This is a genomic window from Clostridium ragsdalei P11, from assembly GCF_001675165.1.
Classification (GTDB): domain Bacteria; phylum Bacillota; class Clostridia; order Clostridiales; family Clostridiaceae; genus Clostridium_B; species Clostridium_B ragsdalei.
Genome location: NZ_LROS01000025.1, coordinates 23,325 through 44,707, shown reverse-complemented (window position 1 = coordinate 44,707; position 21,383 = coordinate 23,325). Strand labels below are relative to the sequence as shown.

Below are 21,383 nucleotides of genomic sequence, written 5' to 3'. Positions count from 1 at the left end.
TACTTGGTAATGTACACAGCTGTAAAGCTGCTATTTGGGGGCAATCACCTCCTCAAATTTCTTTTTATGATTTACCTCAGCAATGGCTTGATTAAAGATTTTATCATCTATTTTAATCTTTAATCCTATCTTCATTGCTTGTGTAAGTGCTATAAATGAAGATTTATGACATAAAGTAGCCAGTTCTGCCCCAGTCATTCCCTTGGTGTTTTCAGCTAATTGCCTAAAATCTACACTTTCTGAAATAGGTAACTTTTGAGAATGGATTTTTAAAATAGCCTCCCTCTCATCTACATTTGGCAGCGGAATTTCTAGTATATATTCAAATCGTCCTTCTCGTAGTAAAACTGGATCAATTAGATTTATTCTATTTGTAGCAGCTAATACTATGACTTCATTAGATTTTTCTAGGTTATCAAATTCGAGTATAAGACGACTTATAAGCCTATCTGATAAATTATTTGCTGAATTAGATCTGTAGCTGCATATAGCATCGATTTCATCGAAAAACAAAATACAAGGAGAACTTTGTTTTGCTTTAATAAATATATCATGTAAAACCTTTTCAGCTTCCCCCATCCCATGAGATGCTAGAGTAAGTCCACTTATAGTAATAAAGTTTGCCTTTGTAGAATTACCAGCAGCTTTTGCAAGTAAAGTTTTTCCACTACCTGAGGGACCTGTCAATAAAATACCTTTTGGGAGGGTAAAATTATATTCTTTGCATAAATTGAGATCATGTAGTGGAAGCTCTATTAAAGTTTTTAAAGTATCTTTAACTTCTTCTAATCCTCCAATATTTTCCCACTTTACATCAGGGACTTCTGTACAATATTCACGAGTAGAAGAAGGTTGAATTTCTCGCAGAGCTTCAATAAAATTGTCCATAGAAACTTTAAATGGGGGAAGTATTTCATCTAATCCAACTTTCGATAATATATTACGTAAAGCTATCATACCAGCTTCTTTACATAAGGCTGAAAGATCTGATCCAACAAATCCATAGGTAATATCAGCTAACTCCTCTAATTTTACATCTTCGTCAAGAGGCATACCCTTTGTATGAATTTGTAATATTTTGAATCTTCCTTTTTTATCTGGAGGCATTATTGCAATTTCTTTATCAAATCTTCCTGCCCGCCTTAATGCAGGATCTAGTGAATCAGGTATATTGGTAGCACCGATTACGACAACTTGTCCTCGACTCTCTAAACCATCCATAAGTGCCAGAAGTTGTGCTACAACTCTCTTTTCAACTTCACCATGTACATATTCTCTTCTTGGTGCTATTGAATCAAGTTCATCAAGAAAAATTATACTTGGCGCTCTACTTTTAGCTTCCTTAAATATTTCTCTAATTTTTGCTTCGCTTTCACCATAAAACTTATTTATTATTTCAGGACCATTTACATGAATAAAATGAGCTTTCGTCTCTGATGCTATGGCTTTAGCTATTAAAGTTTTTCCTGTACCTGGAGGCCCGTAAAGCAAAATGCCTTTTGGTGCTTCAAATCCTAATTTTTTGAATATACTTGGATATTTAAAAGGAAGTTCTACAATTTCTCTTATTTTTTTAACTTCTTTGTTTAAACCTCCTATATCTTCATATGTAACTCTTGCTCGTACATCTCCAAGCTCCCCTTCTACAAAAATAAGATCAGTTTTTTCATCTATTTTCACTGGGCCAGATGGTGCTGTTCCACTTACATAAAACCCAACTTCATTGTGTCCAAAGATCATTAAAGACAATTCATCATCACTAATCATTGGAATTCCCTTAAGCATATTTCTAATTTCCTTTTTATCATCTTCTTTAGGTTTGAAAAATGTGTCTATGGGAGAAAGCATTATTTTGCGTGCTGTTTTCACTTCAGCTTTACTAATAGTTACAATATCATCAATGCCCGTACCAGCATTTCTTCTAATAATTCCATCCATTTGAATAAGAGGCATTCCATAAATGGCGTTAAATGATGGATAAACTTTTGCTACAGTATTTCTTTTTCCTTTGATATTTACAAATTGTCCCGTATCCAATCCTAATAATTCCATATCTTCTCGATTCATGCGAATGATGCCTTTTCGAGAATCTTCAACTAAGCCTTCTTTAACTTTTAGCTTAATACTATTAAGTTGTACCATTTTGACATACACCTCTTTTTTTACTTTTAATAAACAGGATTCTTTAGCACTTAGAAGACGTTATCATTTAGGTAAAATGCGTTATCTAGGGACGCAGCTGCTCACAACATACACTTGGGAAAATTCAATTAAATAAAATTGGGCTTTAGCATTTTTATTTAATTGAATTTGGTATACGGTATACCAAATTTGGATAAAAACATTTTAATGATATATTCTATATACATTGTTTAAAATTTGATTCATTATAAGTTTACAATATGAGATAAAAATATTAGAACGGATAATTATTAGATAAAGACCACTTAATTAAGAAAACATGATTATAATATTTATTACTGTGAAAAGTAATATATGATACTTGGTATATAATTTATTAATAGATTATATTGTGTCATATATTATTAAAAGCTTTAAATAATTGTGAAATGTTTTGAATGTTCAGATTTAACTGTTATATTTGTAATAATATATAAGTAATTTCTCTATATGAGTTTACTTACATATCCTACTAAATTTTCCGTAACTTTCAATCTAATACTATTAGGTTATACTATTTTGACATGCACCTCTTTTTACTTTTAATAAGAAAAATTGAAGTAACTACAATTTTTTTAGTAAAGTTAAACTTTGGTGTTTTTATTTTTTTAAATTGGTATACGGTATACCAATTCTAACTAAAAACATTTTAATTTCATCTCCACATTTATAGTATCACAAGTAATTAATGATTTCAATAGTTTACCTTAAAATATATTATTTATATAATCATACAAATAATACTAAAAAATCAGTAATTTTGCAGTCTGCACTATTTATAATATCCATTAAAATATTTTGAAAAAATTATTACTTTTTTTCAAAATATGCCATTTTTAAAAATGCCTCACTGGATTTCTCAACGTGTTTCTTAGCCGAATTATATGATCCATCACTATTATGTTGACGCAAATTTTTGATAATTTCACTATGCTCAGTAAAAGCTTCCTGAAGTCGACCAGGTTTTGTATAGGTTAGTTTTGTAAATTTACTAATGTACTCACGAAGTGTACTAACAAAATAATATAGATGTGGACTTTTTGCAGCCTTATAAATACTTTCATGAAATTTTCTATTTAGTGAAGTTGATTTGGCAACGTTTCCTTTTTGGTACTCTTCTAACATTTTATTATTAATAGAATCTAAACTTTTTAACTCAGGTTCTTTTATTTTTGACGCTGCAATACTACAGCTGAGAGCTTCTAATGATATTCTAATTACCTGAATTTCTTCTATATCTTCTTTAGTAAATCCAGAAACAACCACACCTTTGCGAGGGATATGAGTAACCAATTTCTCGATTTCAAGTTTTCTAATAGCTTCTCTTACTGGAGTCCTACTTATTCTTAATTGCTCTGCAATGTTACGTTCTACAAGACGCTGACCTGGTTCTAATTTCCCATCAAGAATAGCATTACGTAAGATAGAAAATACCGAATCTCTAATATAACCCGTATTATCAAACTTTATAGGTGAAAATTCATAAGCCACCTTATTTTACCTCCTTTATAATTTTGCTAATATTAAAATTTATTTTTTTATTTACTATATTAAGAAAATTATATCATTAATAGCTACTATATGTCAATTTGTACTAAATTTATTAAAATACTACAAATTTCTATGGTTTTCTACAGAATAAGTAATTTCAATAAGATATCATCAATTAACTCAAGTAGTTTATAATCCCCATAAAAAATAGTAAAAAGGATAACGCCTTCTAAGTGCTGAAGCACTAAGAATCCTGTTAATAAGCATCAGGTGGAGTCAAAACTCCACCTGATGCTTAGAACTCTGTTTATTCTTCTGTTTTGAACTTATTTACATTTTCCATTACATTATTGACAACATATAATAGCTTTTCAGCTGAATTAGTAACCTCTTCTGCAGAACTACTCAATTCCTCAGCTATGGCAGCTATATCTTTAGAAGATGTAGAAATTTCTTTTGCTGAAGAGGATGACGTCTCTAAATTATTTATTATAATAGATTTATTATTGTCAGCCTCTATCATAGATTTATTAACTAGATTTATTCCTGGCAGCAATTTTTCTATATCATCAATTATTACCCTAAAAGAACTTGCAATGTTGTTTACAATACCAATTTGATTTGAAAATTGACAATCTACATTTTTAGTATCAGCAACAACAGCAGTACTTTGATTAGAAACATTTTTTAAAAGTTCATTAATATTTTCAGATGAAATTTTTGACTGTTCTGCAAGAATCCTAATTTCATCTGCCACTACACTAAATCCCTTCCCAGCTTCTCCAGCCCTAGATGCTTCTATGGATGCATTCAATGCAAGTAAATTAGTCTGATCTGATATATCATTTATTAAATTTGTAATATCACTTATTTTATCAATATTAGCACCTAATCCTTGAATCTTTTCTGCAACAGATTTAAATTGAACATTTAAATCTGTTATTGATTTTATTAGTAAATTCACATCAGTACTGCTTTTCTTGGACTTTTCGCTAATATTATTTCCCATAACGCTAAATTCATTTATCATCTTAGTAGCATTTTCTATTCTTTTTCCAAATTCATCAAACACCTCTTCCATGCTTACAATATGGTAGGCTTGTTTTTCGGAATTTTCTGACACTTTATGAATGATTAAAGAAACATTTTCTGCAGACAGCGACATTTCTTTAGATATACTATATAAATCATCAGAACTTCCATGGGCATTACTTACATGTTCTTTTATATTTATTAAAATATTACTAACTTTTAACCTAAAATCATTTAAAGAATGCATTATTTGTTCGATTTCGTCCTTTGTCTTCAATTCCACATTCCCCTGCAAATTACCCTCACTCATATCTACTAATTTACTTTCAATTATGCCAATGTTATACTTTAATTTTTTTGAAAATAACCACACCGAAATTAGAGATATAATGACAGCAATTATGACTTGTAAGATGGAGAGATAAAAAAACAATTTTTTAATATTTTCAAATGTGGACACATCTTCATCCGCTCCAATGGCAGCTATAACTTGTCCAGATGAATTTTTTATTGGAGCATAAGCTGACATATAAGTTCCCCATTTATCTGACGATGGTTCGCTATCAACAGCAATACTACCATCAAAAGCACTGATCATTCCCCCCTGCATTTCGTAGTTTTCCAAATAACCTGCTGGATCAGGTGAAGCATCTATCAAAAATTGTGCAGTTTTATTGTCTTTTTTTATGTAAACATAAAAATTTTTGATATCTTTTTTTGCCTTGAACACTATCATAGAATTTAGTACTTCACCATATTCTTTAGAATTGTTAGATCTATCCTTTATAATTTTTTCTATCTTATTCTTGTCAATAATACTAACTGATTCTGTGATAGACTGTTTTGCTTTGTCTCTCAGTTGTGATTCCGCCCTTTTAAGTACAATAGTAGAACTTATCAAAGATATCGCTACAATAGCACCAACAACTACACATACTAACCTGAGAATTTTTACCCCAAGTTTGCTCATAATTTTAAAATTTCCCCCCCTAGCTTAAATGAAATCTATTAATGCTTTTACTATTAAATTAAAAATATATGCTTGTAAATATTATACCTTGTTATAATATTTAAGTCACCAATAAAAATTTGTAAAAGATGCCTCTAACTTCAATAGTATTGTATTTTAAATATTTTGCATATAAGGCTTAATACTCTTTACTTAACCTTATCAAAATATCCTGAGTATAAGTCGATCTTTCGTTTAGAAACTCTATAGAGCTCCTAGTTTGGGAGTCTATATTTATCAGTATTTATCTCTTGCTTAGAAATTTGTTTTCCATCCTTATAAGTAACTTTGTAAGCTTTTACCGTTAGTACTGTTTTATTATCTTCCTTTGTTGTTTTAACACTATTTACAAGATTATAGGTTTTTTCAGTTAGCTTAGAATTAGAATAGATATTAAATGTTAAGCTTCCATCCTTTTCTAAACATTCTATATATATTGGATAATTCAATGTATTTTTAAATTTATAATCTATATTTCCGTAGTCTACTGTTGCATCCATTCCAAGTCCAACATAGCTAACAGGTAAATTATGATGGTCCCTCTCTATAGGTACTATACCTGCCCTTATTATAGCATTATGAAGAGTACTTGATACCTGACATACGCCACCCCCAAAACCAGATTCTAACTTATCGCCTACAATAACTCCAGCGGCTTCATATCCTCTTTTTTCTGTTCTTTCTCCTACTATATTATTAAAACTAAATATTTGATTAGGCATTATTGTAATTCCATCTAAACTCTTTACTGCCACACTAATATTATTAGCTCTACTATCTGTAGATGATGAAAAATCAGTTGTAAAACTAGATATTTTTGTATCTATCTTTTTTAAATCTGATTTTTTCATTACAGGCTGAATTTTTTTCATTTTAACATTAACCATTACATCTTTAGTATCTTTGCTATTAATTTCAGTTTCCATATCTTCAATAAGCTTGTCCTTATCAATCTCTTGCCCCTGCTTTTCAGAAGTAATTTGAAATTTATCATTTTTATCTCTAGTTACTTTGGCGTTTATTGGTTTTCTATCAAAATCATTCTCAATTTTTGATATAACTTCTTCAACTTCGTTTTTATTATAGCTGTACTTTAAACTAAACTGTTTTTCTTTTGCACTTCTTATGATTTTATATTTATCGTAAATATCACCCTTTTTGCCATATTTAAAAGCATCTTTTACAGTATCCTCTATGTTATAATTCATATTCAGCTTTGAATAGTTTATTGTATACACTTTATTTCCAGCTTTAATCAATATATTTTTTTTCAATGCTTCATTTACATATTTGTGCTTTAAAGTATCTACAGCCTCTTTTTCAGTTTCCCCACTTAAATTTATGCCCTCTACTTTAACTCCAGGATATATACGCTCATTATATCTATTAACTACAAAATGCACTAAGAATAGATGTAAAACATAAATTGATAAGATCAGTATGCATAGTGACCTTATCATTTTCTTTTTATTAATTTTAAGTTTTATTGTTTTTTTCTTATTTTCTGTAATTTTTACCATTTACTATTGTAAATCCTCCTATAAACTAAAACTCTATTAAAATGGATTAATTTTATAAATAAATACACGAAACTTCACCTAAATTAGATAATTATGTTATTTTATACTATATATAATACACCTATTTTGAAACCTTTGCTATGAATTTTATCATATATTCATGCCTTTCCAATACTTTGAATTCTTATTGGATTTTAAATGACAAAAATGCAAATTCTAATATATAATTAATATAACAACATTTGTTGATTTTGAAAGGAGTTAATATAAATGAAATACGTTCTTGACGTACATACCCACACTATAGTTAGTGGCCATGCTTATTCTACTTTATTAGAAAATGCTAAATATGCTAGTAAAATAGGCCTAGAGCTTTTAGGTTCAACAGAACATGGGCCTTCTATGCCTGGTGCTCCTCATAAATGGTATTTTGAAAATCTTAAGGTACTTCCAAGAAAACTTTTTGGTGTAACTATGCTTTATGGATGTGAAGCAAATATCATAGATTATGAAGGAAATCTTGATTTATCAACAGATCTTCAGGAAAAATTAGATATAATTATAGCAAGTATCCACGAACCTATAATGGAGGCAAATAAAAATCCAGACTTAAATACCTCCACTCTATTAAAAGTTATGGATAACCCTAATGTACATATTTTAGGCCATCCCGGTAATCCAAAGTTTCCAATTCATGCAGAAGAAGTAGTTAAAAAGGCCAAAGAAAAAAATATACTTATTGAAATAAACAATAGTTCCTTTGTAAGTTCACGAAAAGGCAGCGAAAAGAATTGTACGAAAATAGCAAGTTTATGTAAAGAATACGGAGTAAAAATAATATTAAATAGTGATTCCCATTTTGCCTACCGCATCGGCGGCTTCGAGGCTGCAATAGAAATGTTAAAACAAATAGATATGCCAGAGGAACTAATCATAAACAGGAGTAAAAAAGATTTTCTCAGTTTCTTAAAAAGTAAAGGAAAAAACATTCAATAAACTATTAAAAATGATAGTCTGAGAAATTCAACTTTCCAGACTATCACCTTTCTATCTAATTAAATTTATATTTTTTATTGGTTAAGCGGTATCCATATTCAACTACTTTTTTCCCAAAACTACCATGAGCATTAGATATTATACCAAATAAACAATGTCTCATATCTGAATAGAGATTTTTATTTACACTCTTTAAATAGGACCACAAATCAGTTTTCTTTTTAAAGTTTTCCTCACTTCCCGAAACTATAAGGAGCACTGAAGAAATTGTCATCATCATAGAAAGATAGTTTCTCATGTACTTGTCCAAACGTTTATTAGGTATTTTATCAAATTTACAGTAAAAGTCTATCATACGTTTATTCACATAAAGCTGTTGGTCTATCCTTTTTATCATGATTTTTTCATTTACAGATTGATCTTCCCTGCCAATAAAATATCTATATAAGTTGATATCCATGTAGTAAATTGTCTTCACATATGGAAGAGGCTCATAAACGAACAAGTTATCCACATAAAAAGTATGCTTTGGAAGCTCAAGTCCACATTCACACAAAAGAGATTTTCGATATATAACAGAATGCATGAGAATATACTGGGATATCTTAAATTTACCTACATCATCCCATCCAAATATATGATTCTCAGGCAACACATTTTTATAGTTAACTACATGACTGGTATTATCTTTAGAATGCTCATAGACATAATTACATATCATCATATCTAGTGTTTTTCCCTCTTTATAGAGTCTTTTCAGCACATCTATAACTTTCAACATTCCGGATACATCAAGCCAATCATCAGAATCTACAACTTTAAAGTATATACCCGAGGCATTTTTAATACCCGTATTTACAGCCTGACCATGGCCTCCATTCTCTTGATGTACTGCCTTTATAATATTAGGATATCTTGCTGCATAATCATCTGCAATTTCTGCAGTATTATCAGAAGAACCATCATCAACAATTATTATCTCTACATCCTCGCCACCTGGAAGGAGAGTTTCTATACAATGTCCCATATAATCTGCTGAATTATAGCACGGAACTGTAAATGTTATTATCTTCATCAATATTATTTCCTTTCCTGCTACAAATAATTTCATCTGCCAAAATTAGTGCCCTCTCAATTATTGCATCCATGTTATAGTATTTATATTCTGCAAGCCTACCCAACAAATAAAAATCATGTAAGCTATTAGTAAGTTGTTTGTATTTTTCGTAAAGCTTAAAATTGTCCGAACTAATTATAGGATAGTAAGGTGTTTCACCTTCAGAACCTGTATATGACTTTGGATATTCCTTCATTATAGTCGTCTTATTATAAACATTCTGACCTGTTAAATGCTTGAATTCCGTAATTCGTGTAAAAGGCTGATCTACCGTATAATTTATAGTTCCCTTTGACTGATACCATGTTACATCATGTGTTTCAAACAAAAAATCTACAGTTCTGTAGGGAAGACGCCCAAACTGGCAGTCAAAAAATTGATCTAAAGCACCAGTATATATCACTGTACCTTTAAATGGTCTATCCTCAAAAAATATATCACCTTCTATAATTTTCAAAAGTGCATTTGCATCAGTATCGAGACGCAAACTTATATTAGGATGGTCTAATAACTTATCAAAAAGAGAAGTATATCCATTAGCTGGAATTCCCTGATATGTATCTTGAAAATAACGATTATCACGTGAAATTAGTATTGGGACCCTAGCTATAACAGACGAATCTATTTCTTCTGGAGTAACGCCCCACTGTTTTTGAGTGTAATTGAGGAACACATTATTATAAACAAAATCAGCAAGTTCCTGAAATTCACTATCCTTATTATTTCGCAGTTCTGCAATGGTTAATCGCTGACCCATACCATAATCAGAAACAAGCTTTTGTTCTAACCTGTCTGCTTTTTTCAAATCGAAGGCCATATAAAGAGAATTTAAGTTAAATGGGACAGGCATCAATTTTCCATATATATTTGCCAAAACTTCATGAGAATAATCCCTCCACTTTGTAAATCGAGAGATATAGTCAAATACACGCTTGTTATAAGTATGAAATATATGAGGTCCATATTTATGTACTAGTATACCATCCTCATTTAAAAAATCATAAGTAGTACCTGCAATATGGCTGCGTTTTTCCATAATCAATACCTTTTTACCTGCCCGCTCTGCTAGTTCCCTAGATATCACCGCCCCTGCAAGTCCACAGCCTATTACTAGGCAATCATATGTTTTATTCATTTGTTCATATTTCCTCCATTCATTATGTATTGTGTCTTATGTAAAAAAATTATATACTTCATCTTGAAATAATCATTATTATATCAAATTAACCTTACTTATTTTTCACTTTTATAAGTACCTTATAAATTAATAGTACACATACCTCTTATTCATAGCAAGACTCTAATACAATATTTGTTTGTTTTTAAAAAAATGTTTACTTTTAATTGCAACAAAAAGAGAGATATAAATACCTCTCTTCACTTATCTAATGTTTATCCGAAATACCGCCGCTTTTTTCTTGAAACCTATCACACTGATAGGTGGGTGCCCTCACAGATGTTTCTATCTCTTAAATGCCTTAAAGGTCTCACAGAAGGTACATATACACATCAAAATATTGAACTCCCTTATAAATACTGTAGGATCAAGATAAGAAGCTAATCGAATATTTCAGAAATTATTTTCTTTTAATGTGACGAACGGAAGTTAAATCTCTAGTAATTACTCACACGCCCCTCAAACTTCACTTATTAGAAACTACCCTAAACTACTGTAAATCAATACCTTTAGTAAACTTAAAACAAGTTTGCTATCATTCTATATATGTATATTATCACATTAAATTAAACATTTCAATTTAATTTTAACATTACTTTAGATTCATTAAAATATACCTCCTGCAAAACACTTAGCAAATAAAAAACAATCTCAATTTCAAAATTGAGATTGTTTTTTATTTTACTATCTTAATGAACTCATCATTTGATTAGATTCATTTTTTAATTGTTGTACATCCGATTCTGGGGCATCTTTTGTAGGATACCATCCCTTTTGTCTCATAGTATCAAAAATCTTGTATTGAATATCCTGGGCACTTTTAAAATTGTTTACTAAAGTATTTCTTAAATTAGTACAAGAAGTTTCTGTTATTCCTGTACTATATGCTGAAATAACCTGTTTTTCACTAGCTAAAAGGTCGTGCATAAGTTCTTGTTCATTCATAATCTAATTCCCCTTTCTTTTTATTGATGTGAATCTAAATAGGATTTTAAAGATGTAAAGTTTTGTTTATGAACTTGTGCAGCTTCATTACACAAATTTTTTATTTGTGTATCACTGCATCTTCCTGAACAATCATTAAATTTCTTGTTCATCAGTGCTTCGTATTCAATTTGATCCTTCAATACCTTTAAATTTCCAGTATCCAATTGTTTGTTGCCAGTTGTCATAATTTCTACCTCCCTAATTTTTTTTACAAGTATATTATTACCTTATAAATCAAATTTATGTATATAAGATTCAAGATCATTTAACATAAGCTCTTAGGCATTTTCAAAGAAATAACAAGTCAAATATGCTAGCATATTTGACTTGTTATTTTCTTTCAAATGCCTTATTGAATATTTTTTTATTAAAAGGAAAAATTAATCTTATCTAAATATGTAAAGGAGCAAAAGTTTATGAATAAATGTTGTACTAATCCTAATGCTATAGAAGGAATTTTAGAGTCTTACTGGATAGACTCCACATCCAAAACAAATTATCCTTCTTTAAAAGAAGACGTACAAGTTGATATTGCAATCATAGGCGGCGGTATAGCTGGAATTACTTGTGCTTTTCTACTCAAAAAAGAAGGTTTTAAAGTTGCTCTATTAGAAGCAGACAACATAGCAAATGGTACCTCCGGTCATACAACTGCTAAAATAACTTCCCAACATCATTTAATATATGATAAATTAATAAATGAATTTGGTATGGAAAAGGCAAGACAATATGCAGAAGCAAATGAAAATTCTATTAGATTTATAGAAAATTTAGTAAAAGAATACAACATAGATTGTGACTATAAACATGTACCTGCTTATATGTATACCCAGGACAAAAATTATGTAAAAAGTCTAGAAAAGGAAGTAAAAGCTGCTCAAAGTCTTGGATTAAAAGCAGAATACTTGGACAATATACCTCTTCCATTAACCATAGAAGGTGCTGTCTGTTTTAGAGACCAGGCTGAATTTCATCCTAAAAAGTATCTTTTATCCCTTGCTGATAAAATACCTGGAGATGGCAGCTATATATTCGAAAACACTACTATAATAGATGTAGAAAGTGAAAGTCCCTGTATACTTTTATCCCATAATGGTAAAAAAGTAACCTCATCAAAACTCATTATAGCTTCACATTTTCCGTGTTATGATAACTTAGGTTTATATTTTACTAGACTTAAACCAGATAGATCTTATGTATTAGCATTAAAAATTAAAGAAAAATTTCCAGAGGGTACATTTATAAATGCAGAAAGTCCTGGCCGCTCCCTTCGTTCTCAGACAGATAATGGGAAAGAAATTGTACTTATTGGGGGAGAAGGTCATAAAACAGCCCATGGTGAAAATACTATAAATCATTATAATAATTTAAAATGTTTTTCTGAAAATATATTTAGTGTTGAAAAGATTTTGTACCAATGGTCTACACAGGATTATATAACATTAGATGGAGTACCTTATATAGGCAAATTGACTTCATCATCAGAAAATATCTATGTAGCCACAGGTTTTGGAAAATGGGGAATGACGGGCAGCACCGCTGCTGCTGTCCTATTAAAGGATTTAATTATGAATCATGACAATCCTTGGGAGGAAGTTTATAACCCTTCTCGTTCTATAACACTTAATTCTACTAAAAACTTTTTTGTAGAAAACTTTGACGTAGCCAAACAACTACTACAAGGAAAGCTTAGTCATGCCTCAAGTAAACTCAAAATTAAAAAAGGTGAAGGAACAGTTTTTACTTTTAATGGAAATAAGTATGGAGCTTATAAAAATGAAGATGGCATTACCCATATAGTAGATATTACCTGTACCCATATAGGATGTGAATTAGTGTGGAACGATGCTGAGAAGACCTGGGATTGTCCTTGTCATGGTTCTAGATTCAGCTACGAAGGTGATGTAGTAGAAGGTCCTACCCACCGTAGATTAAATCATTTTAGAGAAAAGCCAAATAAACCTGATCCAAACATTGTTTAATATATTCTGTTTCAGCAGAAATGCATATTACTGAATTCCACAATGGGCGGAGGATGTAAAGAAAATGAAAAAATTTATTAAAATAATATCAGTTATTCTATTTATAATTATAGCAGCGGGTTTTTTTATTATTGAAAATTTAACTAAAACAAGTAGTGGTAAACTTGATACTTATGTTGCAGTAAAATTACACTTAAACAAAATTTTAACCCCTAACTCAATAAATGATAAATCAATAAAAGAAATCAGAGAATACTTAAATACTCAATCAACTAAATGGTCTAATAAGCCCATACCATTTTCTAATATAAAAAACACTACTATAAAGGTAAACTCTGAAAAAATACCAATACGTATATATACCCCTAAAGATAGCAGCAAACTCCCTATTATTATTTACTCTCACGGTGGTTTCTGGATTGGAGGAAGTATTGATAATTACGATAGTATTTGCAGAAAACTTTCGCAGAATACGAATGCAATAGTAATATCTGTAGGATACCGCCTTGCTCCAGAAAATCCTTTTCCTGCTGCAGTTAATGATATATATAATGTACTCCAATGGACTCATAAAAATGCATCAAGTATAAATGGAGATGGAAGATACATAGCACTTACAGGGGACAGTGCAGGCGGAAATCTTTCTGCTGCAGTTTCTCTCATGTCAAGAGATAAAAATGGTCCTCCTGTAGCTTGTGATGTACTAATATATCCATCTACAAATATATTTCAATTAAATAGTAACTCCTGGTCCTATTTTGCCAATGATCTTAACATCTCAAAAAAGGATATGGAAAAGTATATCTCACTATATGTTCCCCAAAAAGAGGATAGAAAAAATCCTTATGCATCTCCTCTTTTAGCTAGAGACTTCAAAAAGTTACCTGACACACTTATAATAACAGCAGAAATTGATCCCCTCCGAGATGAAGGTGAAGCTTATGGTAAAAAGTTAAAGGAGGCAGGAATAAATACACAAGTTACCCGGTACAATGGTGTACCCCACGGATTTATTTCAATGAGTAAAATAACAAATAAATCAGAGAAAGCCTTAAATGAGATTTCTCTCTACCTTCAAAAAGAGTTTCACAAATATAAATAATATAAACAGAGTTCTAAGCATCAGATGGAGTTTTGGCTCCACCTGATGCTTAGAACTCGTTATCCAGGGACGTAGCTGCTCTTTACACCTACTTGGAGAAGTAGGTGTATTAGAGCAGGTAGTCATCGGACAAATAAAAAAAGGCAAGTTTTAAACTTGCCTAACATTTCTTAAATGGTGCGAAGAACGGGAGTTGAACCCGTACGATGTTACTCACACGCCCCTCAAACGTGCGCGTCTGCCTATTCCGCCACCCTCGCATTACAATAGATATTATACTAACTTTTTATGAAACTGTCAACTAAAATTTAAGATTACAAAAAACTTACAATTATTACAGAAGTATTTATCTGCAAATTTTTATATAAGTACTTATATACCCTGTAATTTACTTTTACACGTTTAATATATTTATCCGTTTCTTTAAAAGGTATGTATTGTATATTCTTTCCATCTTTAGAATGATCAGAATCTTTTAACCACTTTTTTACATTGCCCCTACCTCCATTATAAGCTGCCAAAATTAAATCCATATTGTTATCAAAATCTGATTTCAAATTATTCAAATACCAGCATCCCATTCTTATATTAAACTCAGGATCATTTAACATGTTATCTTGGAAATTTGATACTCCCATCTTATCTGCAGCCCATTCTGCAGTATCTGGAGTTATCTGCATAAGTCCTATGGCATTTTTGTTAGATCTTACGTTTTCTTTAAAGTTACTTTCTGTCTTAATCACAGCCATTACAAAGTAGGGATCTAAATCATATTGTTTTGCATATTTTGCTATATAAGTTGAATACTTTAATGGATAACAATATCTTGCAATACTTTTTACACATAATACAGCTACCATTATTAGTATTATAACTATTGCTACTTTTTTTAGAAACCTCAATTTTTTTGTGTCTTAAAAATTATATTTTAGGACACTTCACCCCCCCCATATTTTCTGCTTATTCTTATAAATATCTCCTTTAATTGTGTTTTAGTTTCATCTAAGGTATTAGAATTATCTAATACAAAGTCCGCATACTTTTTCTTTTCTTCCAAAGGCATCTGAGAGTTTATTCTGCTAAGCACTTGATCTTCCGTTAATTTATCTCTACTTTTTACTCTGCTTATCTGTACTCCTTTATTTACCCAAACTAATAGCATTTCATCCAAATAACTACAAAATCCATTTTCTATGAGGGTAGCTCCATCTATAACACAAATTTTTTCACATTTTTGTTCTAATTCTTCTACTTTTTTTAATATTTCATTTTTAATGAAAGGCATTATAATACTTTCATATTTAGTTCTTTCTCCTTCATTAGAAAATATATAATTTCCAAATTCTTTTCTTTTAAGTTTACCTGAAAGATCAATAAATATTTCTCCAAAAATATTTTTAATTTTTTCAATTATTACAGGATATTTTTCAATTACTTCCCTAGCTATAATATCTGCATCCACTACACTTATGCCGTGCTCTCTTAGTATATCAGAAACAGTGCTTTTTCCGCTTCCTATACCTCCAGTAAGCCCTATTTTAATCACAGTTTTCTTCCCCTTTATACTAATTTACTTAGCCTCGTACCAATTACTTCCCACACTTATATCCACTTCAAGAGGAACTTTCAGTTGTAAAACTTTTTCCATTTCTTCTTTTACTACAGATTTTACATTATCAATTTCCTCTTTATATACATTTAGAATCAGTTCATCATGTACTTGAAGTATTAGTTTGCTTTTTAATTTACTCTCCTCTAATCTTCTATACACATTTACCATAGCTATTTTTATTATGTCCGCTGCACTGCCTTGAATAGGTGTGTTCATTGCAAGTCTTTCTCCAAATGACCTCACTATTTTATTTGAAGATTTTATCTCAGGTATAAACCTCCTTCTATTCATAAGTGTAGTAACATAAGAATTTACTTTAGCCTCTTTTACTATATCGTCCATATATAACTTTACCTTCGGATATCTTTCAAAATAGGTGTCTATATAAAGCTTTGCTTCTTTTCTAGATATTTTTAAATTTTTAGCCAAACTAAAGTCACCTATTCCATAGACTATACCAAAGTTTACTGCCTTAGCATTGCTTCTCTGCGCAGATGTAACTTCATCTATAGGTACCTTAAACACTTCTGAAGCAGTCTTTGTGTGAATATCACTGTGATTTATAAATGCACTTATCAAATTTTCATCATCAGCAATATGAGCAAGTACTCGCAATTCTATCTGTGAATAGTCTGCTGAAAGTATAACACAGTCTTCATTTTGTGGAACAAATATTTTTCTTATCTCTTTACCCATTTCATATTTTATAGGTATATTTTGAAGATTAGGTTCTGTACTTGAAAGTCTTCCCGTAGTTGTTACCGTTTGATTAAAACTGGAATGAATTTTGTCATCTTCCTGTATTACTGCTTTAAGTCCTTCAATATATGTTGAATACAATTTAGTAAGCTGTCTATAGTAAATTATCTTTTCAACTATAGGATGTTTATCTTTTAATTTTTCAAGTACTTCTGCATTAGTGGAATATCCCGTCTTAGTCTTTTTTATTACAGGTAGATCCAACTTTTCAAATAAAATTTTCCCAAGCTGTTTTGGAGAATTTATATTGAATTCTTCTTCAGAAAGAGAATATATTTCTTTCTGTACTTTATCTATTTCAACTTTAAATTTACCTTCCTGTTCCACAAGCTTATCTTTATTAACTTTAAAGCCTTCACATTCCATAGATGCAAGCACGTATATAAGAGGCTGTTCCACTTTATACAAAAGCTCTTCCATATGAGCTTCTTCTATTTTCTTTGTAAGCTCGGAATAAACTTTACTAAAAAGCACAGTTTCCTTAGCAAAAAGTTTTTCGTCATCTTTTGAAATTTCAACTCCCGTATACTGCCTTATAATATCCTTAAGTTCATAGTCAGGTCTCGATGAATCTATAAGATAAGCTGCTATTTTTATATCAAATTCTAATTTTAAAAATCTTATACCCATTTTATATAATATGCTGCAAGGAACTTTTACATCATATCCTACCTTGGATATATCTTCATTTTCAAATAGAAGCTTAAAAAGTTCTACTGCTTTATTTTTATCTTCATTATATATTTCATTTATATGTATCTGAAAATTTTTTTCATTTAAACTTATAAATACCTTATCTATATAATTTCTAGAATAACTTTCCTCGTCTTCCACCTTAAAGTTTATATATACTAAATCATTATTTTTTAAAGAATTTACAAAATCACTAAACTTGTTTAAAGTATCTATTTCCGTAAATTCAACATCAAATTCTTGTGCTTTATCCTCCTGGATTTCGTTAAGCCCATGAATTTTGCTTATCAAAGATTTAAATTCAAGTTTTTCAAACATCTTCTTTAATCCCTGTGCATCATACTCTTCCTTTGACTCAATAGACTCAAGATCCATTTCCACAGGTACATTAGTCATAATAGTTGCAAGTTTTTTACTAAAAATAGCCTGCTCCATATTATCTTTTAAGTTTTCCTTTAGCTTTTTTCCACTTATATCCTCTATATTTTCATATACATTTTCTATACTCTTATATTGTTTTATTAATTTAAAAGCAGTTTTTTCCCCTACACCAGGAACCCCCGGTATGTTGTCTGATGTATCGCCCATAAGGCCTTTAACATCTATAAACTGTGTAGGAGTTACCCCATACTCTTCTATCATTCTATCGCTATCATATACCTCTTTTTGAGTGATACCTTTTTTAGTGATAACTATCTTTACTTTATCTGTAGCAAGCTGAAGGGCATCCCTATCTCCTGTAACTATATAGACCTGTATACCATTTTTTTCAGCAAAGACAGATAGTGTTCCCATAAGATCATCTGCCTCAAATCCATCTATTTCAAAAATACTTACGGACATCATTTTTAATATTTCCTTAATTACTGGAAATTGCTCTAATAATTCAGGAGGCATCTTTTTTCTTCCGGCTTTATATTCACTGTATTTATTATGTCTAAAAGTAGGTGCACTTCTATCAAAAGTACATACTACATAATCTGGTTTAATTTCCTCCTTCATTTTAAGAAGCATATTTAAAAAACCATAAACTGCATTTGTATGGGTTCCTTCTAGATTAGTTAAATCTGGGAGTGCATAAAATGCCCTATGCATCAAACTATGTCCATCTAATATCAGCAACTTTTCATCATTCATTGAATTACCTCCAAAATTTCATTTATGAAGAAACTGTACACTCTATATATAGTATCATTTTTATTGTAAATTAGAAATAAAGTATTGTAAAAATTTTTATCTTATTCTAAAATTAATATAAACACATTAAAATTATAATTATATCATGTACAAATTAATAATTCTATAATTAATTTTTACTTTCACTGCAATTAATAATTTCAACTAATTAAAAATCTTTAATATAGCAATTCAGGTCCAAAATATTTTCTATTTAATTTCTATACTAAATATATGTATATATATAAATATCCTATGTATTACTAATTGCAGTCTATTTTCAAGGAGGCTTTTATATGTTACTAAGCTATAAATTTACAAACAACATTCCTCTATTTAAATGTGATATTTGCGGAAACTGCAGTAATTTTGTAGAATCCATATCCTACACAAATATAAAAAACAGAGGTTGCTGCTGGTACTTTCCAAAATACAATCTAGTAGATATTAAAAATATAATAAACAATGGAAACATAAATTTTATATACTATTTATCTTCTATTCCAAATTGTGTAGAAAGTTATGATATCAGGGTAAAAGGAACTTTTTTCAAAAATCAATATGACAATTACACTGAAAACAATATAAAATACAGTGATTTTGACAGTAGTCTCTTTTTTAGATTATGTCCTTTTTTAAAAAAAGATGGATGCAAATTAAGTTTTTCTTTACGCCCACATCCCTGTAATTTATATTTATGTAGAGAAGCGATTCAATTGGCAGGTAAAGAATACACCATGTATTCTCGAGAACGAAAGGATTATTATGCTTATTGTAACTATTTTAATGAGTGCTTAAAAGAAGACTTAAAATCTAATAATACAACCCTATCAGATAATTTAGAGGAATCTTTGGATATATTAAATTCTTCCACATTACCTCCTTTTCAGCCTAGAAAATTGCAAAATATTTACATAGATTATTCTACATGTCATCATAGTGCCTAAACTTTAAATTTTTAAGAATACTTTTTGCTAATTTAGGTTAAACTTATACTGCCTTGATGATATGATAACTCCCATTAATTCTATATAAAATAATCCTAGTTTAAACTAGGATTATTTTATACTCATTAATTTTCTATCATACAATCTATAATTATGAATTTTATAGGATTCTTTGATAACCTTTTCATTTATAAACCTTTTATTCTTTAAGTAATCTTCAAAATTATAAATACACATACAAGAAGCGCTCATTTCTAAAATTATATTTAATATATTTCTATTAAAATTTAAGAAATTATTCTGAGAGGTACTATAGATGGCATAATCAACCTGTATAATAAATCTTACGCCCACATATCCCTCTTTATTAATTTCATCTATACACTTTAAAACTTCTTTTCTTATGTTGTCTACTCCCAACTTTGGATATTCATTAATCACTTGTGTCATATCAACGTATTCCACACAATTATTTTTTGTGTCAAAATACTTTAATAATTTCTTATACAATTTTAAATCCGTGTATACGCAGGTTTTCTCTTTCTTTTCAATACCCTCTTTTATATATTGATACATATTTATAATTAAATGTTCTAAGCCAAAATAATAAAATGAAGAATTAAGTCCAAAAATACTACGATTAATCATACCTTTTTATCCTTTACAATAAGTTTATTGCTTATGTATTCTACATAATATATAAATACTCCTCTTAATATTCATAAGTATATTACAAAATATTTCGTCACGTATTTGTATTTTTATACTTTAATTTTTATAAAGTATTTCATTTTTCACATTGTTCCACCCTGTTCTACTTATTGTATCAGAAAATTTTTCTCCAGGACTTCCCTCTTTCTCATAATAAGATAAACAAGTTTCTTGGCATCGGATAGAACTTTTTCTGTCATTTATAGATATAAAAGCACACAGAAGAAGTGACAAGCACTTCCACCTATGACAAAAAGGTGCCATATGGCATGATTATAAGGTATTTTATCTAACATGTATAAAAAAGCCCCCACCGTATATATGATTCCACCTGCCACCAAAAGAGCTATTCCAGCTGGAGGAAGAAGCAACAAAAGTCTTTTCATAGCAAAAATTATTATCCATCCCATGGCAATATATATCAGTGTAGACACAACCTCATGTTTGCCTATCCAAAATATTTTCATTACTATCCCACAAATAGCCATAATCCATACTATAGCAAATATCATCCATCCTATAGAACTTCTTAAAATAGTAAGTGTAAAAGGAGTATAAGTTCCAGCTATTAATAGATAAATAGATGCATGATCAAATATTCTAAAAACCTTTTTTGCCTTTAAGTTAGTTATGCTGTGGTATAAAGTGGATTCTAGGTATAGAATAAGCATAGAAACGCCATAGATAGTATAGCTTACTATATACCACTTATCTCCCATTCTAGCGGAAAATACAATCAATAATACAAGAGCTGCAATTGACAGAAGTGTGCCTATTCCATGTGTTACAGCATTAGCTATTTCCTCTCCTCTTGTATAAAATTTAAGTTGATTATCCATATTAAACCACTCCTTAATAAATTTTGTATGTTTGTCATGTAGTTATTAAAAC

At 29.9% G+C, this 21,383-nt stretch carries 17 protein-coding genes, 1 tRNA gene and 1 other RNA gene; 4 read left to right on the top strand and 15 right to left on the bottom strand.

Features of this window, described 5'->3' with window-relative positions; genetic code table 11:
• Positions 1-30: 30 nt before the first annotated feature.
• The 4 genes from CLRAG_RS12260 to CLRAG_RS12245 all read right to left on the bottom strand — a co-directional run bounded on the left by CLRAG_RS12260 (position 31) and on the right by CLRAG_RS12245 (position 7,233).
• Positions 31-2,142 carry an AAA family ATPase gene (locus CLRAG_RS12260; RefSeq protein ID WP_065078692.1) on the bottom strand — a complete coding sequence of 704 codons (2,112 nt, stop codon included), beginning with the start codon at positions 2,140-2,142 and terminating at the stop codon, positions 31-33.
• A gap of 849 nt (positions 2,143-2,991) precedes the next feature.
• Positions 2,992-3,672 carry a GntR family transcriptional regulator gene (locus CLRAG_RS12255; protein ID WP_065078691.1) on the bottom strand — a complete coding sequence of 227 codons (681 nt, stop codon included), beginning with the start codon at positions 3,670-3,672 and terminating at the stop codon, positions 2,992-2,994.
• A gap of 307 nt (positions 3,673-3,979) precedes the next feature.
• Complete coding sequence (locus tag CLRAG_RS12250; RefSeq protein WP_065078690.1) at positions 3,980-5,674, bottom strand: methyl-accepting chemotaxis protein; 1,695 nt, start codon at positions 5,672-5,674, stop codon at positions 3,980-3,982.
• Positions 5,675-5,928: 254 nt separating this feature from the next.
• Positions 5,929-7,233 (bottom strand): VanW family protein, encoded by a 1,305-nt coding sequence (locus CLRAG_RS12245; protein WP_065078689.1) that lies wholly within the window; start codon positions 7,231-7,233, stop codon positions 5,929-5,931.
• Positions 7,234-7,503: 270 nt separating this feature from the next.
• On the opposite strand from CLRAG_RS12245, the gene CLRAG_RS12240 reads away from it, so the two are divergent.
• A complete protein-coding gene (locus CLRAG_RS12240) occupies positions 7,504-8,229 on the top strand; it encodes a phosphatase (RefSeq protein WP_065078688.1) in 726 nt (241 codons plus the stop codon).
• Between the two features lie 55 nt (positions 8,230-8,284).
• Here CLRAG_RS12240 and CLRAG_RS12235 read toward each other — a convergent pair whose 3' ends face one another.
• From CLRAG_RS12235 to CLRAG_RS12215, 5 genes are all read right to left on the bottom strand, one after another.
• Positions 8,285-9,304 carry a glycosyltransferase family 2 protein gene (locus CLRAG_RS12235; RefSeq protein WP_065078694.1) on the bottom strand — a complete coding sequence of 340 codons (1,020 nt, stop codon included), beginning with the start codon at positions 9,302-9,304 and terminating at the stop codon, positions 8,285-8,287.
• Entirely contained in the window at positions 9,270-10,481 is a 1,212-nt protein-coding gene (glf, locus tag CLRAG_RS12230) for a UDP-galactopyranose mutase (protein ID WP_065078687.1), read from the bottom strand. The genes CLRAG_RS12235 and glf overlap by 35 nt, the downstream gene beginning before the upstream one ends.
• Before the next feature lie 254 nt (positions 10,482-10,735).
• Positions 10,736-10,926: non-coding RNA, 6S RNA (gene ssrS, locus CLRAG_RS12225), on the bottom strand.
• A gap of 281 nt (positions 10,927-11,207) precedes the next feature.
• Entirely contained in the window at positions 11,208-11,468 is a 261-nt protein-coding gene (locus tag CLRAG_RS12220) for a spore coat protein (RefSeq protein WP_065078686.1), read from the bottom strand.
• Positions 11,469-11,488: 20 nt separating this feature from the next.
• Positions 11,489-11,695 (bottom strand): hypothetical protein, encoded by a 207-nt coding sequence (locus CLRAG_RS12215; RefSeq protein ID WP_013239984.1) that lies wholly within the window; start codon positions 11,693-11,695, stop codon positions 11,489-11,491.
• Between the two features lie 231 nt (positions 11,696-11,926).
• Between CLRAG_RS12215 and CLRAG_RS12210 the strand changes: the two genes are divergently transcribed.
• Positions 11,927-13,492, top strand: coding sequence for an FAD-dependent oxidoreductase (locus CLRAG_RS12210; RefSeq protein WP_065078685.1), 1,566 nt, complete (start codon positions 11,927-11,929; stop codon positions 13,490-13,492).
• A 64-nt stretch (positions 13,493-13,556) separates the two neighbouring features.
• Complete coding sequence (locus CLRAG_RS12205; protein ID WP_065078684.1) at positions 13,557-14,594, top strand: alpha/beta hydrolase; 1,038 nt, start codon at positions 13,557-13,559, stop codon at positions 14,592-14,594.
• 175 nt (positions 14,595-14,769) lie between these two features.
• On the opposite strand, the gene CLRAG_RS12200 is transcribed toward CLRAG_RS12205, so the two are convergent.
• The 4 genes from CLRAG_RS12200 to polA all read right to left on the bottom strand — a co-directional run bounded on the left by CLRAG_RS12200 (position 14,770) and on the right by polA (position 18,795).
• Positions 14,770-14,854 (bottom strand) — tRNA-Leu (locus CLRAG_RS12200).
• 54 nt (positions 14,855-14,908) lie between these two features.
• Positions 14,909-15,496, bottom strand: a complete 588-nt coding sequence (locus CLRAG_RS12195) for a lytic transglycosylase domain-containing protein (protein ID WP_065078683.1) — start codon at positions 15,494-15,496, stop codon at positions 14,909-14,911.
• Positions 15,497-15,522: 26 nt separating this feature from the next.
• Positions 15,523-16,140 carry a dephospho-CoA kinase gene (gene coaE, locus CLRAG_RS12190; protein ID WP_065078682.1) on the bottom strand — a complete coding sequence of 206 codons (618 nt, stop codon included), beginning with the start codon at positions 16,138-16,140 and terminating at the stop codon, positions 15,523-15,525.
• Positions 16,141-16,164: 24 nt separating this feature from the next.
• Entirely contained in the window at positions 16,165-18,795 is a 2,631-nt protein-coding gene (gene polA / locus CLRAG_RS12185; RefSeq protein ID WP_065078681.1) for a DNA polymerase I, read from the bottom strand.
• 335 nt (positions 18,796-19,130) lie between these two features.
• Here polA and CLRAG_RS12180 point away from each other — a divergent pair, with 335 nt between their 5' ends.
• Positions 19,131-19,781, top strand: a complete 651-nt coding sequence (locus tag CLRAG_RS12180) for a hypothetical protein (RefSeq protein WP_065078680.1) — start codon at positions 19,131-19,133, stop codon at positions 19,779-19,781.
• A 111-nt stretch (positions 19,782-19,892) separates the two neighbouring features.
• Here CLRAG_RS12180 and CLRAG_RS12175 read toward each other — a convergent pair whose 3' ends face one another.
• Complete coding sequence (locus tag CLRAG_RS12175) at positions 19,893-20,429, bottom strand: MEDS domain-containing protein (RefSeq protein WP_065078679.1); 537 nt, start codon at positions 20,427-20,429, stop codon at positions 19,893-19,895.
• A gap of 263 nt (positions 20,430-20,692) precedes the next feature.
• Positions 20,693-21,331: a PAQR family membrane homeostasis protein TrhA gene (gene trhA / locus CLRAG_RS12170; RefSeq protein WP_065078678.1), complete on the bottom strand. Its 639-nt coding sequence runs from the start codon at positions 21,329-21,331 to the stop codon at positions 20,693-20,695.
• Positions 21,332-21,383 lie beyond the last annotated feature (52 nt).